At 35.5% G+C, this 16,338-nt stretch carries 14 protein-coding genes and 1 other annotated feature; of the genes, 5 read left to right on the top strand and 9 right to left on the bottom strand.

The genetic code is table 11. The annotated features are described in order from the left end of the window. Positions 1-27: 27 nt before the first annotated feature. Positions 28-1,572 (bottom strand): cardiolipin synthase, encoded by a 1,545-nt coding sequence (locus ACX9TM_RS06425; RefSeq protein ID WP_000799194.1) that lies wholly within the window; start codon positions 1,570-1,572, stop codon positions 28-30. Between the two features lie 72 nt (positions 1,573-1,644). Then, the gene (mecA, locus tag ACX9TM_RS06420; protein ID WP_000350713.1) at positions 1,645-2,328 is read right to left on the bottom strand and encodes an adaptor protein MecA; all 684 of its coding nucleotides are present in this window, start codon (positions 2,326-2,328) and stop codon (positions 1,645-1,647) included. Between the two features lie 345 nt (positions 2,329-2,673). Here mecA and ACX9TM_RS06415 point away from each other — a divergent pair, with 345 nt between their 5' ends. Beyond that, a complete protein-coding gene (locus ACX9TM_RS06415) occupies positions 2,674-3,348 on the top strand; it encodes a TerC family protein (RefSeq protein WP_000362607.1) in 675 nt (224 codons plus the stop codon). Between the two features lie 49 nt (positions 3,349-3,397). Here ACX9TM_RS06415 and spx read toward each other — a convergent pair whose 3' ends face one another. Then, positions 3,398-3,793 carry a transcriptional regulator Spx gene (gene spx / locus ACX9TM_RS06410; protein ID WP_000258267.1) on the bottom strand — a complete coding sequence of 132 codons (396 nt, stop codon included), beginning with the start codon at positions 3,791-3,793 and terminating at the stop codon, positions 3,398-3,400. 593 nt (positions 3,794-4,386) lie between these two features. Here spx and ACX9TM_RS06405 point away from each other — a divergent pair. Beyond that, positions 4,387-4,590 (top strand): hypothetical protein, encoded by a 204-nt coding sequence (locus tag ACX9TM_RS06405; RefSeq protein ID WP_000559971.1) that lies wholly within the window; start codon positions 4,387-4,389, stop codon positions 4,588-4,590. 30 nt (positions 4,591-4,620) lie between these two features. Here ACX9TM_RS06405 and ACX9TM_RS06400 read toward each other — a convergent pair whose 3' ends face one another. Further along, complete coding sequence (locus ACX9TM_RS06400; RefSeq protein WP_000728609.1) at positions 4,621-6,267, bottom strand: peptide ABC transporter substrate-binding protein; 1,647 nt, start codon at positions 6,265-6,267, stop codon at positions 4,621-4,623. A 352-nt stretch (positions 6,268-6,619) separates the two neighbouring features. Between ACX9TM_RS06400 and ACX9TM_RS06395 the strand changes: the two genes are divergently transcribed. Continuing rightward, the gene (locus tag ACX9TM_RS06395; protein ID WP_002182545.1) at positions 6,620-8,065 is read left to right on the top strand and encodes an MATE family efflux transporter; all 1,446 of its coding nucleotides are present in this window, start codon (positions 6,620-6,622) and stop codon (positions 8,063-8,065) included. A 143-nt stretch (positions 8,066-8,208) separates the two neighbouring features. Here ACX9TM_RS06395 and ACX9TM_RS06390 read toward each other — a convergent pair whose 3' ends face one another. From ACX9TM_RS06390 to ACX9TM_RS06370, 5 genes are all read right to left on the bottom strand, one after another. Beyond that, a complete protein-coding gene (locus ACX9TM_RS06390; RefSeq protein WP_000166348.1) occupies positions 8,209-9,144 on the bottom strand; it encodes an ABC transporter ATP-binding protein in 936 nt (311 codons plus the stop codon). Then, positions 9,137-10,180 carry an ABC transporter ATP-binding protein gene (locus tag ACX9TM_RS06385; protein WP_000854346.1) on the bottom strand — a complete coding sequence of 348 codons (1,044 nt, stop codon included), beginning with the start codon at positions 10,178-10,180 and terminating at the stop codon, positions 9,137-9,139. The genes ACX9TM_RS06390 and ACX9TM_RS06385 overlap by 8 nt, the downstream gene beginning before the upstream one ends. 18 nt (positions 10,181-10,198) lie before the next feature. Beyond that, the gene (gene opp3C, locus ACX9TM_RS06380; RefSeq protein WP_000974106.1) at positions 10,199-11,215 is read right to left on the bottom strand and encodes an oligopeptide ABC transporter permease; all 1,017 of its coding nucleotides are present in this window, start codon (positions 11,213-11,215) and stop codon (positions 10,199-10,201) included. Then, positions 11,212-12,141, bottom strand: coding sequence for an oligopeptide ABC transporter permease (gene opp3b, locus ACX9TM_RS06375; protein WP_000534167.1), 930 nt, complete (start codon positions 12,139-12,141; stop codon positions 11,212-11,214). The genes opp3C and opp3b overlap by 4 nt, the downstream gene beginning before the upstream one ends. A 126-nt stretch (positions 12,142-12,267) precedes the next feature. Beyond that, positions 12,268-13,923, bottom strand: a complete 1,656-nt coding sequence (locus ACX9TM_RS06370) for a peptide ABC transporter substrate-binding protein (protein WP_000727217.1) — start codon at positions 13,921-13,923, stop codon at positions 12,268-12,270. A 319-nt stretch (positions 13,924-14,242) separates the two neighbouring features. On the opposite strand from ACX9TM_RS06370, the gene ACX9TM_RS06365 reads away from it, so the two are divergent. Together ACX9TM_RS06365 and trpS are read left to right on the top strand one after the other, a co-directional pair. Next, positions 14,243-14,623, top strand: coding sequence for a DUF3899 domain-containing protein (locus ACX9TM_RS06365; RefSeq protein WP_001044997.1), 381 nt, complete (start codon positions 14,243-14,245; stop codon positions 14,621-14,623). 105 nt (positions 14,624-14,728) lie between these two features. Next, positions 14,729-14,945, top strand: a binding site (T-box leader). A 76-nt stretch (positions 14,946-15,021) separates the two neighbouring features. Next, positions 15,022-16,011: a tryptophan--tRNA ligase gene (gene trpS, locus ACX9TM_RS06360; protein ID WP_000110982.1), complete on the top strand. Its 990-nt coding sequence runs from the start codon at positions 15,022-15,024 to the stop codon at positions 16,009-16,011. Positions 16,012-16,338: the final 327 nt, after the last annotated feature.

Below are 16,338 nucleotides of genomic sequence, written 5' to 3'. Positions count from 1 at the left end.
AGATGTCCCAATTTCGGACATCTCTTTTTATAATAAAGGTGATAATAATCGGTACGTTGATTCAACAATTCGTCTATGAAGACGTCTTTTATGAAAATGATCACCATGAATTTCACTTGATTCTTCTAAATCATCTTTAAAGTCTTGAACAAGTTTTCGAATGCTATCTGTATCATATAAAAAGGCATTTACTTCAAAATTCAAATGAAAACTTCTCATATCCATATTAGCTGTCCCAATTGAAGCTAAATCAGAATCAACGATGACAATTTTACTATGAAGAAAACCTTTTTCGTATTCATATATCTTTACTCCTGCATCTAAAAGCTCTGGGAAGTACGATCTCGATGCGTAAAAGACAGTACGCTTATCCGGTTTACTCGGCATTAATAAACGAACATCAATACCAGCAAGTGCAGCAACCTTTAATGCGGATAAAATATCATCATCCGGAATAAAATACGGCGTTGCAATCCAAATAGATTTCCGAGCAGAAGCGATCATTGCGAAATATAAATGCTTAATCGTTTCCCACTTATTATCGGGGCCACCTGCAACTAGCTGCACTCCTCCCCAATGATCACCCTCAACTGCTTTTGCTTGTAAATATTCAGGGGCTAGCACAGCCTCTCCAGTCATATAAAACCAGTCTTGAAGGAAAATAAGTTGTAAACTTTGAACCGCTTCACCACGTAAATACAAATGCGTATCTCGCCAAAAGCCAAAATATTTATTTTTCCCTAAATACTCATCACCGATATTTAATCCGCCTACAAATCCTTCGTTCCCATCAATCACAACAATTTTCCTATGATTTCGATAATTAATCTTATCGTTTAAAATCGGAAAGCGCACAGGAAAGAATGGAATCATTTCTACACCTGCATCGTTTAATTCTTCAATATACGATTTCGATAACTTAAAACTTCCAACCGCATCATATAAAAAGCGAACAACAACGCCTTCTTTCGATTTTTGTATTAAAATATCTTTAATTTCTGTTCCTAATTTATCATCACGCACAATGTAATATTCCATATGAATGTGATGTTTCGCTCGTTTTAACCCATTTAAAATAGCCCGAAACGTTTCATCTCCATTTGTTAATGTCCTCGTTTCAGTTTGAAATGAAATATTTAAAGCTCCTAATCGATCCGCTAAACGAAATAACAGTTCTTGATGCTTATGATTGCGTAAAATTCGTTCTTCGTAATCTTCATGCCCTTTATATTGTAAAAACGCCTGTTCATCAAGTAACGCCTTCTTTTGGAACATTCTTTTTCTTCGAAAATTTTGTCCGAATAATAAATAAGCAAAGAAACCAAATACCGGAAAAATCCCTAAAACAATTAACCATGTAAGTGTTTTAGATGGATGTCGATTTTCTAAGAAAATAACGCAACCAATTAAAAACGCAGATACTGTAAATAAAATACTAATAATACCTAAAATCGAAACATCTTTTATCCCAATCACATCTGAATAAAATGCTACATCAATAAACATACGTAACGAAACAAATAATGCGAACAATAGCAGTATAAAGAAAATCAGCTTTAACGTATTTTTCATCTCTTACCTCCTAACTAAGAAAGCTTTCCTATTCTTCATATAAAAAGCCGATTTCATACTACAGAAATCGGCCTACGTTTTAGCAGGAAAATTATTGCGAATCGTTTCAAGCGCATGCTCTTTCACAATTTGTTTTCCATACTCACTTACACGATGAATTGTTAAAGTTGATTCTTCTCCATATTCTAAAATAATACTTAAAATACGATCGATTTCTTCTTCATCATGTAGCACTTCATCGAATTCCACATATACATAATAGCGGTCCTCAAATGAATACAGCTCATCTTTTATATCTTCAAAGATAAGACGATGACTTAATGAAATGACATCTTCAAAATCATTAAATTTAATTAAAAAGCCAAACGTACCATCTTCATTAAAGTTTGTTCCTGTTTGTTCTTCTACCTCTTCGACTAATTCTTGTTGGAATAATGATTCGATGCCTTCATCTAGAGGAATATCTATAATTTTGTCTACCCCTATCGGTAGTTCCAGCTTTTGTCCGTCCTTTGAAAGCTCTGCTTTCGTGACAAGTACTTCAATCCCTTTATCGACTGCTTGCACTTGAATCCATAACGGTCCATCAATAAAGAAATCGTCATGATCACGAGCTTCGTCCATCATCTCCCAAAAGAGCTCTTCACTTCGTTCGCGATCATACCAAATTTCTTCACGATTAAATCCTCTATCCTCTATATCAATGTACGTAATAAAAAATTTCATCGTATGATCATTAATTCTTTCAATATCCAAAATACAACTCTCCCTTCCTGCTTAGAATTGTTATGAAGGGATTCCCCACTCATATGACAAATCAATAGATTCTTGTACTCTCATTTTATGATAAGATTCTCCAGAATGGAAATAAAATCGATTTATTTTACAAAAATAGTTATATGCCTATCTTTACTCGATAAACTACATAAATATATTATTATAGCGATTTCTTACTTACAAAAAATTTGGACATACATTTCCACATTCCCCCGTACACTGTAATAAAGTGAAACTTCTATTAGAAGAGATTATTTAACAACAACTTTCTTCATCACATACATATAGTTCGCTTATTAAAACATCATAAATGGAGGCAGACGAATGGACTTAGAGTTTTTAACATCCGTACTAATGATTGTCGGTATCGATGTTGTATTAGGTGGTGACAATGCAATCGTCATCGCACTAGCTAGCCGAAATTTACCTGAATCGAAACGAAATAAGGCTATTTTGATCGGTACTCTTTTAGCGATTGTACTAAGAATCATCCTTACTATACTAGCTGTCTATTTACTCGACATTCCATTTCTACAATTGATTGGCGGGGTTTTACTTACATTAATTGCAGTCAATTTATTAACCGATAATAGCAACGATCTTTCTTCTATTCAAGGAAAAACAACTTTATTTCAAGCTGTGCGGACAATTGTTTTCGCGGATCTCGTTATGGGGTTTGATAATGTTATTGCCATTGCAGGTGCAGCTCACGGGAGATTTTTACTCGTCATAATCGGCTTACTCATTTCTATCCCGATTATTATTTGGGGCAGCAAACTTATTTTAATACTTATGGAACGATTTCCATTCCTCATTTATTGCGGTGCAGCGATTCTTGCCTATACTGCAGGAAAAATGGTTACACATGAAGACAGACTTGCAACCTTTTTTCATAACAATCCAAGTTTCACTACAAGCATTCCTTATTTGTTCATTTTCACTATTTTATGCATCGGCTTTATCGTACAACAAGTTCGATTACGCAATGTGAAACATTAAAAAAAACCTTCTACTATATAATAGGTAGAAGGTTTTCATATTATTATAATTAATTTACAAGACGTTGTGCTTCACGTAATTGGAACGTTCTTACTGTACGTGGTAAGAAACGACGAATTTCGTCTTCGTTGTAACCAACTTGAAGGCGTTTCTCGTCAATCATAATTGGACGACGTAAAATCCCTGGATAGTCACGAATCATCTTATATAAATCTTGAAGTGGTAAAGACTCTAAGTTTACATTCAATTCTTGGAAAACTTTCGAACGAGTAGAAATAATCTCATCCGTTCCGCTTTCTGTCATACGTAAAATCTCTTTAATTTCCTCAATCGTTAATGGATCTGAGAAAATATTACGTTCTGTATAGGGAATATGATTTTCCTCTAGCCATAATTTCGCCTTTCTACAAGACGTACAGCTTGGAGAACTATATAATGTTACCATACAAAGCTCACTCTCCTTAAAGAGTACAAATTCTGTACTAAATACAGTTTTAATTTCTAACTTCAGCAATTTTTCGCGATAACTTGTCTTATTGAAAAGTACAAAAATCGCATTTCATGTAAGCAACAACTTATAATAAACAACAATTACTTTTAATAAGTAACTTCTATAATCATTATACAATAGATTTTGCAAGAAATATACAGTAAATTTCCTGCTAGTTGAGAAAACTCTTCCGTGCATTTCACTGCTATGTAACATGATTACGCTCACTTCAGCTGTACTTTAACAATAACTTTCAATCCTTTTACTACTCACTTCTCATAGATTTTTCATATAATATATAGTTATTTATCTATAATCTTCCCTATGAAAAAGAGAACGTTTTCTTACTTTTTCTTGATAAATCAATTAAGAAATGTAAGACTATACAAATGAGAATAAAAAGGAACGTTTGTTCTCATTTTAACAAATATCCTCCCTCCTGTCTACACGATTTCTAAAGTAAATTAAATATTTTTCTGACATTTCTTTCTTTTTCATTTTTTATCTCATACAATAAACATACAGACAGGCAAAGGGGGAGTTTTCAAATGATTGCTTTTTTTATTGATTTTATTACGGTTGCTGCCCTCATCATCGGAATAACAGCATTGATTGGTGTCATTACAAATAGCATCGGCGAAAAGCTCTTTGGTGGAAAAGAAAAAATGAAGTTTGTTAACAAAAGTTTGGATGTACAATCTGGCTGGAACCAAGTTGGCGGAAAAGGCATTTATAAGAAACGAACGTATTAAAAAAAAGCAGGCGATCACCTGCTTTTTTTCTTACTTCTCTACTGACGCCCATTTAAAGCTTAAATCGCCGCCATATTTATGGTTATACATATTTTTAATTGAATCTCTTTGTAAATATGCTCTACCACGTTGATATACTGGAACGATCGCAGCATCATCAAGTAACATTTTTTCTGCTTCTAATAAGTTCTTCCAACGAGCATTTACATCGCTTCCATCTTTTTTCGCCTTCATAATGATTTCATCGTATTTTGGATTAGAGTACTTCATCTTATTTTGTGACCCATCTGTTACAAACATATCAAGATATGTAATTGGATCTGGGAAGTCCGCACTCCATCCAGAGAATGACATGACATAATCGCCCGCATCTTCTAATTTTAGTTTTTGTGCGAATGGTTGTTGTTTAATTTTTACTGTTAAACCTGGTAAATTCTTTTCTAATTCACCTTTTAAATATTCACCAGTTTTCTTTGATAACTCTACATCTTCATTTAATAATTCTAATTCGATTTCATTTTTACCAAGTTCTTTTTTACCAGCTTCCCAATATTTCTTCGCTTCTTTCACGTTTGGTTTTACAATATCCCCGTTTACAGCACGGAAATCTTTTTTATCTGGCCCTTTAATGAAGTTATCAGGAATTAATCCTGTTGCTGGCTTAGAACCGTTATTTAATAATGTATCCACGAATGGCTTACGGTCAAAAGCAAGTGAAATTGCTTTACGAATATTTTTATTTGCTAAAGCTGGATCTTTTTGATTTAAACGAAGGAAGAATACAGATGTATCTTCTACTGTTTGGAAATCTGGTTTTCCTTTATATTTATCAATAAACTCCGCTAATAACGACGCTCGATCAATTGCATTTGTTTCATATAAGTTAATTGGCGTAGATGTATCTTTTACAATATTAAAGTTTACTTCTTCAATCTTCACTTCTTTATTGTCCCAATATGACGCGCTCTTTGTCATTTTAAAGCTACGTTCATGTTGCCAATCACTTAATGTAAATGGTCCGTTATAAAGCGTTGTATTCGCTTCCAAACCAAACTTCGTACCTTGCTCTTTCACAAACTTTTCATTCACAGGATAGAAGATTGGATATACCATTAAATCTACAAGGTATGGAATTGAATTATCTAATTCCACTTCTAATGTATAATCATCAATCGCCTTTACCCCTAATTGATCCGGACTCATCTCTTTTTTATTAATTTTCTCTGCATTTTTTATATCATACATAATGTACGCTGATTTCGCAGCTGTATCTGGGTTAATCGCTCTTTGCCATGCGTATACGAAATCTTTTGCCGTCACAGGATCACCATTTGACCATTTTGCGTCTTCACGTAATTTAAATGTATATTTTTTACCATCTTCTGATTTTTGGAATTCCTTCGCTACACCAGGAACTAGCTTATCATCTTTTCCTAAACTGTATAAGCCTTCCATCGTATTACCCATTACTCTTGAAGAAACTGCATCAGCTGATAACGCTGGATCCATCGTTGGAATTTCTTGCGTTTCAATTAAGTTAATAACTTGCTTCGCACCGCTTTTCCCGCTATCCCCTTTTGCGTTCGCTTGCGGTTCATCTTTTTGGTAGCTACATGCCCCTAACATCATGCTCATTGCTACTGTTGATACTACAAAAACTGGCATCTTTTTTTTCATACTTCCACCCTCCATAAAAATGTTAGCCCTTTCATTTTCAAACAGAAAGAAATATATATATGTTCTAATAATTCATATTATACACACAAATATATTTTTTGTATATTTATATTTCTATTTCATTAAAATTTCCTGTTAAAAAATAAATCTTTGTAAACGTTTCATATTGCTGATTATTCTTACTAAAGTGTTAAAAACAATATTTTTTATACTTTTCTAAATTATCAGAGAAAAATGAATTTTATATCTCATAATACTTTATGTATAATTATCCTTTTGTTTTTATCATAAAATAGCACTCTCTTCATAATAAAAATATGTAGGCTAAAATGAGTGCAAAGGTTAAGAAAGTATGTTACGATACATTTTGCTAAAAATAGATATCGGTAAAGAGGGGACGGACATGGCAGCAATTCAGGCAAAAAACGGGCCTACTGAGAAATTAAGTTTATTCTTATTAACATGGCCTATTTTTCTAGAAGTTTTTCTTTTTATGTTAATGGGGATCGCTGATACTTTCATGTTAAGTGCATTATCAGACGATGCTGTATCTGGGGTTGGTGCAGCGAATCAATACCTCCATATCGCTATTTTGGTACTAGAAGTCATCGGGAACGGCGCAGCTATCGTCGTATCTCAATACCTCGGTTCCAAACGCTTTATGGAAGCATCTAAAATATCAGCATTAGCCGTCACATTAAATTTAATAGTTGGGCTCGTTATAAGCACTGGTTTTCTTTTATTTTCGAAACATATGATGCTCGCAATGAACTTACAAGGCGATGTACTAACGTATGCGCAAAACTACTTATCTATCGTCGGAGGAGCCATCTTCCTACAAGCTATTATTAACTCATTAGCCGCAATTATCCGTGTACACGGTTTTACAAAGCAAGCGATGTTTATTTCACTCGGAATGAATATGATTCATATCGCTGGAAACTACGTACTCATTTTCGGGAAATTTGGTTTTCCTGAGCTCGGTGTACAAGGGGCTGCCATTTCTTCTGCTGTCAGCCGACTTATAGCGCTTATTGTTTTCTTCTGGTTACTATACCGCGTTATGGAATATCGTGTGAAATTACAATATTATTTCACCTTATCAAAAGAATATATCGGGAAAATTTTAAAAATCGGGATTCCATCTGCTTTTGAGCAAGTTATGTATCAAGCTTGTCAAATTGTCTTCTTATACTATGCAACATATTTAGGAACGGAATCGTTAGCGGCTAGACAATACGCTACGAACATTTCTATGTTCACTTATTTATTCGCTATTGCAATTGGTATGGGAACAGCCATTATTATTGGCCGCCTCGTTGGTGGTGGCGAAAAAGATGAAGCATACGAACGCTTGTGGAAAAGTGTAAAATGGGCGATTGGTGTAACTTTATGTATGGTCGCTCTCGTTATTACATTCCGTACACAATTAATGGGACTGTTTACAGATAATCCGTACATTATCGGGTTAGGCGCAAGTGTTCTTTTACTAAGTGTACTACTTGAAACGGGACGTACGATGAATATCGTCATCATTAATTCGCTTCGTGCAGCTGGTGATGCAAAATATCCTGTTTTAATCGGTGCATTCTCTATGGTGTTAATGAGTTTACCACTAGGTTACTTTTTCGCCTTTCATTTAGATATGGGGCTCGTTGGTATTTGGCTAGCAATCGCCATCGACGAATGGACACGTGCCATTATTATGTTCTTCCGCTGGAAAAGTAGAGCATGGGAGCGTTATGCACTTGTTAAACCTGAAGAACAAGAGGAGAATGTCTCTGTTCAAGTTCAGTAATTTTGCATATGGATATCACTAATGATACATGAGATTTATATCGGCGATTCTTTAAATATATCGACTGACCGACAAATGTATACAATTCTTTTATATAGTAGAAAAAGAGCCATCCTTCCATAACAGAAGAATGGCTCTTTTTCTTATTGATAAATCTCTTTATATTTCTTGTACTCCGCTTCCGAACATAGTACGAAATGTCCCGGGCGAATTTCACGCATTGTTGGTGCTTCACTACCATAATTATGCTGTGATGGATCATATACGATACGTTTACGATTGCGCTCATAATCTGGATCTGGAAGTGGAATCGCTGATAATAGTGATTTCGTATATGGATGAATTGGATTCGCATATAATTCATCACTTGTTGTTAACTCAACGATTTGGCCACGGTACATTACACCAATACGATCACTAATGTATTTTACCATTGATAAATCATGGGCGATGAATAAGTATGTTAAACCTTTTTCTTTTTGTAACTTTTTCAGTAAGTTTACAACTTGCGCCTGAATCGATACGTCAAGTGCTGAGATCGGCTCATCGGCAATGATAAATTCTGGGTCTACAGCAAGCGCTCGAGCGATACCGATACGCTGACGTTGTCCACCTGAGAATTCGTGTGGGAAACGGTTTGCGTGCTCTTTATTTAAACCAACTGTGTTTAATAGTTCATGAACACGGTCCATGCGCTCTTTTTTACTTTTCGCTAATCCGTGAATATCAATACCTTCTGCGATAATATCCCCTACTGTCATACGAGGATTTAATGATGCGTATGGATCTTGGAAAATCATTTGCATTTTACGGTTGAATTTCTTCAGTTCTGCGCGTGATTTCTTACCATGTACGTTTTCACCATCGAACAATACTTCACCAGCAGTTGCATCATATAAACGAATAATCGTTCTTCCAGTTGTCGATTTACCACAACCTGATTCTCCTACAAGACCAAATGTTTCTCCGCGGTAAATATCAAATGAAATATCATTAACCGCTTTGACAACACCACCACTCACGTCGAAGTGCTGCTTTACATTTTTTACTTCAATTAATTTCTCACGTTGTTTAGTCATGTTGTTCACCTGCTTTCATTTGAAGAATGCGTTTTTCAACGACTGCTGGCGGTTTTACTTCTGGAGCTTGCTCGTGAAGTAACCAAGTTGCCGCATAGTGCGTATCACTTACTTTAAATAAAGGTGGGTCCATTTCAAAATCAATTTTCAGTGCCTGTGGGTTACGTGGTGCAAAAGCATCTCCCTTTGGCGGCTTCAATAAATCTGGAGGCGTTCCAGGGATTGCATATAACTCTTCTTCTGAACCATCTAAACTTGGCATAGATGCGATTAAACCCCAAGTATATGGATGTTTCGGATTGTAGAAAATTTCATCTACAGTTCCAATTTCAACAACTTTACCAGCGTACATAACTGCCACTCGGTCCGCAACGTTTGCTACTACACCTAAGTCATGCGTAATGAAAATGATTGCTGCTTCTGTTTTTTGCTGAATGTCTTTCATAAGTTCTAAAATTTGCGCCTGAATCGTAACGTCTAGCGCTGTTGTCGGCTCATCGGCAATTAATAATTTCGGGTTACAAGCTAACGCCATCGCAATAACTACACGCTGTCTCATACCACCTGAGAATTGGTGAGGATATTGTTTTAAACGAGCTTCTGGATTTGGAATACCTACAAGGTCAATTAATTCTAAAGCAACTTTACGTGCATCTGCTTTACTCATCCCTTGGTGTTTAATTAGACCTTCCATAATTTGATTTCCAATTGTCATCGTTGGGTTTAATGATGTCATTGGATCTTGGAAAATCATCGCGATATCTTTACCGCGTACTTGCTGCATTTCTTTTTCTGTTAATTTCGTTAAGTCACGACCTTCAAATACGATTTCACCATTTTTAATGCGTCCAGGAGGATTCGGAATTAATCCCATTAACGCTTTAGAAGTAACTGATTTCCCTGAACCAGATTCTCCTACAATCGCCAATGTTTCTCCTTTTTTCAAATCAAAAGTAACGCCGCGTACAGCTTGTACTTCACCTGCATGTGTATCAAAGGAGACTTGTAAATCTTTTACCTCTAACAATGTTTTCATCTTTGCCTCTCCCCTCTTTTACTTACGCATTTTTGGATCTAACGCGTCGCGTAATCCGTCTGCCATTAAGTTAAACGCTAAAATTAATATACTGATGACAACCGCAGGGATGAACATCATATGCGGATACGTTTGAATAGATTTATAACCATCATTTACAAGAGAACCTAGTGACGCAAATGGCGGCTGAATTCCTAAACCGATGAAACTTAAGAACGCTTCACCAAACACCGCTGATGGAATTGTAAACATTGTCATTACGATAATAGGTCCCATTACGTTTGGAATTAAATGTTTCACAATTAATTGTGTATTTGTTGCACCTAATGTACGAGATGCTAATACATATTCTTGGTTTTTTAACTTTAAGATTTGTCCACGAACAATACGCGACATCCCTATCCAACCTGTAATCGCCATCGCGAGTGTAATTGACCAAATACCAGATCCCATAATGATTACCATTAAAATAACGATGATTAAGTATGGAATACCGTTAATAATCTCCATAATACGTTGCATAATGTTATCTACTCTACCGCCGTAGAATGCTGAAATACCTCCGTATGCAACCCCAATTACTAAGTCAATTGCTGCTGCTAAAAGAGCGATATATAATGATACGCGTGTACCTTCCCATGTTCTTGTCCATAAGTCACGGCCAAGATCATCTGTACCAAACCAGAAGTACTCTTTAATATCACGTTTTTCATATTGGTCAACACCATATTGATCTGTACCGTCAAATGGTAACCAATGAACATTTTCAATAACTGGAATTTTTGGTGGTAATTTCGCTCGACCTAAATCTTGCTCTTTATACGAGTGTTTACTTACCATCGGTCCAAAAATCGCTAATAGTGCAATGATAACTAATAATACAAGGCCAAGCATCGCACCTTTATGTTGGAATAAACGTCTTCTTACATCTTGCCAAAACGTTAGGCTTGGACGGGCAATGACTTCATTATCAACATTATTTTGATTGGCTTGTTGAAATAAATCTGGAGATAATTTTTGTACATCTTTCATCATTTTTTCCCTCCCGCTAAACGAATACGAGGATCAATAATTCCGTATAAAATATCGACAATGAAAATAACTAAAATGAAGATTGCACTATAGAAAATCGTAGTTCCCATAATAACTGTATAGTCATTTAAAGTAATCGATTTAACGAATTGTTCCCCAAGTCCTGGTACAGCATAAATTTGCTCGATAACAAGTGTTCCTGTAATTAATGCCGCAACCATTGGTCCTAAAATTGTTACAACTGGAATTAACGCATTACGAAGTGCATGTTTGACAATAATAACGCCTTGGCTAATTCCTTTCGCTTTCGCTGTTAAAATGTAATCGGCTTGCATAACTTCAATTAATTCTGCACGAGAGAAACGTGCGATTGTTGCGATAACTCCCATCGATAATGCAATTGTAGGCATTACAGTAAACTCTGGTCCTTTCCAGAATGCTACTGGGAACCAGCCAAGTTTTACCCCTACGAAATATTGCAGTAATGCGGCGAATACGAATGATGGTACCGACATTCCGAGTACCGAAATAACTGTTGCACTATAATCTACCCACGTATTATTACGAAGTGCGGCAACAATACCTAAAATTAAACCGATAAATGTTCCTAATATAATCGCTTGTAAACCTAATTGGGCTGATGGTCCAATACGATCCACAATCATGTCTGTTACTGGGCGGTTATCATATTGGAATGATACCCCTAAATCACCTTTTGCTAGGTTACCTAAGTAACGTGCGTATTGAACTGGTACCGGATCATTCAATCCGTATTTTTCAAGAATGATTTCTTTTTGTGCCGGTGATAGCTTCTCCTGGTTTTTAAGCGGAGAACCCGGAAGTAATTTCATCAAAAAGAAAGTCAGTGTAGTAATTAAAAATAATGTCAAAGCCATGTACACGAAACGTTTTAATACATAACGTCCCATATCAAGCACCTCCCCGTTTTTCTCAAAAGCAATAAGATAGTTTAAAATATTCTTACTTTTATTTTTTTAAAATAAGAGCATATGCCCATCATAGGCATATACCCTTGTAAACGATGGAAAAAAAGATTATTTTTGTTCAACAGATGCCCATTTGTAAGTTAATTTACCACCATAGTTAATTGGGATAATATCTTTTACGGCACCTTTTACTACATACGCTGAACCTTTTTGGAAGATTGGAGTGATAACTGCATCCTCTTTAATTAACATCTTCTCTACTTCTAGAAGGTTGTCCCAGCGAGCTTGTAAATCTTTTGTATCTGTTTTAGCTTTTAGGATTAACTCATCATATTTCTGATTAGAATACCCTGTTTTATTTTGAGAACCATTCGTAACAAACATATCTAAATATGAGATTGGATCTGGGAAATCTGGTCCCCAAATACCAAACGCAATATCATATTGCTGAGAATCTTCTAATTTATTTTTTTGTGCGAATGGTTGCTGTTTAATTTTAATTGATAAACCTGGTAAGTTCTTTTCCATCTCACCTTTTAAGAATTCCCCAACTTTTTTAGCATCTTCATTATCAAAGTTTAAGAATTCTAGTTCGATTTTATCAGTTCCAAGCTCTTTCTTCGCTGTTTCCCAAAGCTTTTTCGCTTCTTTTGGATTTGTTTCAACTAGCTTTCCATTTTCAGCTCGGAAATCTTTTTTATTCGGACCTTCAGCGAAATCTTTTCCAACAAATCCGTAAGCTCCAATTGCACCGTTATTTAAAATAACTTTTGCAATGTTATCACGGTCAAAGGACATTGAAATTGCTTTTCTTAAGTTTTTATTACTTAAGTACTGATTACTTTGGTTAAATCTTAAGTAAGCAACCCCTGCTTCTTTTCTTGTTTGGAACTCTGGGCTTTTTCTAAACTTATCAACAAATTCAGACGTTAAAGCCGCTCGATCAATCGCGTTTGTCTCATATAAATTTACATCAGTTGCTGTATTTTTTACAATATTAAAGTTGATTTCTTCGATTTTAACCGTTTTATTATCCCAATATGAAGGATTCTTCTTGAATTGGAAACTTTGTTCATGTTTCCAATCACTCATAACGAATGGACCGTTATATAATGTTGTATTTGCCTCTAAACCAAATTTATCCCCTTGTGCTTTTACAAAGTTTTCATTTAGTGGGTAAAATACTGGATAAACTGTTAAATCGATAAAGTAAGGAACGGGATTGTCTAATTCTACTTCTAATGTATAATCATCAATCGCTTTTACACCTAATTGGTCAGCAGGTAATTCTTTTTTATGAATTTTCTCTGCATTTTTAATATCGAACATAATGTACGAATACGTTGCTTTTGTATCTGGATTTACTGCTCTTTTCCATGAATACACAAAATCTTTAGCTGTTACAGGTTCCCCATTCGACCATTTCGCATCTTTTCTTAATTTAAATATGTATTTCTTCCCATCATCTAGCTTTTCGACATCTTCTGCAACTCCAGGCATTCTCTTTTGATCTTTGCCAATACGATATAAACCTTCCATCGTATTATTTAATGCTGTAGAAGATGAAGAATCAGATGCCAATGATGCATCCATTGACGGAATTTCAGATAACTCTGTTAAATTAAGAATCTGTTTTCCGTTACTACTACTCGTAGCGTTCTCTTTCCCTTTTGCTTTTGCGTCATCTTTTTGGTAGCTACACGCGCTAAGCAACATACTTGCAGTTAAAGTTGATGCAAGTAATAACGGTATCTTTTTCTTCATGTTGTGTTGCCTCCCCTAATTGCACTTCCTGTACCCTCACTTGTTAAAAAGTAGAATTGAAAGAATAATCTCCAAGTTTCTACAATTTTCATTATACATATAATATAACAATTGTGAATATAGTTTTTTGTTTTTTTGTTAAAATTTTTAATAAAATATTTATATTTTTAATTTTTCGTAAAGGGATACATTAACATTGCTACCATCATCTTAAAATCAGACCTTTAATTGCGTATAATTTTCAAAAAATTAATCCTAGTACTTATTATAGCTTTTATAGTATAATAATTCTAGTAATATTTTGACGGAGGGGAATATTTTGAATAAAGTTTTTTTTCATACTTGTATACTAATTTTTATAGCGATGATTGCTTCTAGTATTGGTGCATTCCTCATTTCATCTCAATTTTTGTTGAACTTTGTCAACATTTTGTTTTATATTGCACTGTTTTTTATTCTTATCGGCGGTTTTTTATACATATTTCAAAATGGTTTTTTCAATGTAACCATTTACGCATTCCAAAGAGTATTTGGTACGAACAAAAAGATTGACTCTTTAATTGAAGAAGTCGAGGAACCTACAGATAAGAAAGAACGTATTTATAAAACATATTCATTCAAATGGACATATCCAATTTGTATTACAGGTATCTTCCTTGGGTTGTTCTCGACCCTCATTAGCTTTACTATTTTGATGTAGTTTGCAAACACTATCCCATATGATATAATAATCAGCAAAACATTTTGTTATAAAACTTTAGTTCTTTCATATTAAAAGAGCTCAAGTAACAATAAATAAATTTATATGTATGCGATGATAAAGAAGAGTACATATTGAGGCAATTTCAGAGAGCTTGTGGTTGGTGTGAACAAGTAATTGTACAGTATGGAATGGGCTTTTGAGCACCAAACCGAACCGAAAGTAGTAGGCTTTGGCGTTATATCCAAACGTTATTATGGATTAGAGAGATTTCACAGTAGTGAAATAATTAGGGTGGTACCACGGTCCATTCGTCCCTATAGTTTTTGGGATGAATGGGCTTTTTTGTTTGCCTTCTCTTCCCCACATCACGCATTCTATTTTAGGAGGAATTACTTATGTCAGTTATCTTTTCTGGTATTCAACCAAGTGGAACGATTACACTTGGAAACTATTTAGGAGCAATGAAGCAGTTTACAGAGCTTCAAAATGAACACGACTGTTATTTCTGTATTGTAAACCAACATGCGATTACAGTACCTCAAGATCCCGTCGGGCTTCGTAAAAACATCCGCAGTCTTGCTGCACTTTATGTAGCATGCGGCATCGATCCTGAAAAAGCTACTTTATTTGTACAATCAGAAGTACCAGCACACGCTCAACTAGGATGGATCATGCAATCTGTTGCTTACGTTGGAGAATTAGAACGTATGACGCAATATAAAGATAAAGCTTCTGGTAGAGATTCAGTTCCAGCTGGATTACTTACGTATCCACCATTAATGGCTGCTGATATTTTACTTTACAACACTGAAATCGTGCCGGTTGGTGATGACCAAAAGCAACATATCGAATTAACACGTGACTTAGCAGAGCGTTTCAACAAACGTTACCGCGAAATCTTCACAATGCCTGAAATTCGCATTCCAAAAGTAGGAGCTCGCGTTATGTCATTAACAGAGCCTACGAAAAAAATGAGTAAATCTGATCCGAATCCAAAATCAATGATTAGTATGCTTGATGAGCCAAAAACAATTGAAAAGAAAATTAAGAGTGCTGTAACTGACTCTGAAGGTATTGTGAAATTTGATAAGGAAAACAAACCTGGTATCTCTAATTTATTAACAATCTACTCTTCATTCTCTGGAAAAACAGTTGAAGAAATCGAAGCAATGTACGAAGGAAAAGGATACGGCGACTTCAAAGGCGACCTAGCGCAAGTAGTCGTAGAAGCTATTCGTCCAATCCAAGACAAATATAACGAACTAATCAACTCACCAGAACTAGACGAAATCCTAGACAAAGGTGCAGAAAAAGCAAACCGCGTTGCATTCAAACAACTACGCAAAGTAGAAAACGCAATGGGACTAAGCAGAAAACGTAGGTAACATATAAAGCGGAGGCAGCTCGTTCAGCTCTGACTGGATAAGGTTCTTTCGCATAGAAGACGCTTTTTGTCTTCTTATGCGGAAGGTTCTTAGACACGAAGAGCTCGCTGCCGGAGCTGGATTTCTACAAAAAGCGGAGGCGACTGCTTAGCCCTGACGGCTAAGGTTCTTCCCCACAGAAGGTCCTTTTTACCTTCTTGTGGGGAAGGTTCTTAGATGCGAAGAGCTCGTTTAGAATGTGAGGGGGATGGAGCTCCTGACGTAGAGGCGCTTTTTGCCTCGCAGGAAGGCGCGAAGCCACCGAACATTCTTGCCGCTGGAACTAGA

It is taken from the genome of Bacillus sp. LH1 (assembly GCF_057924895.1).
Note: the sequence above shows the minus strand (reverse complement) of the source record. Positions and strands in the feature narration are given on the sequence as shown.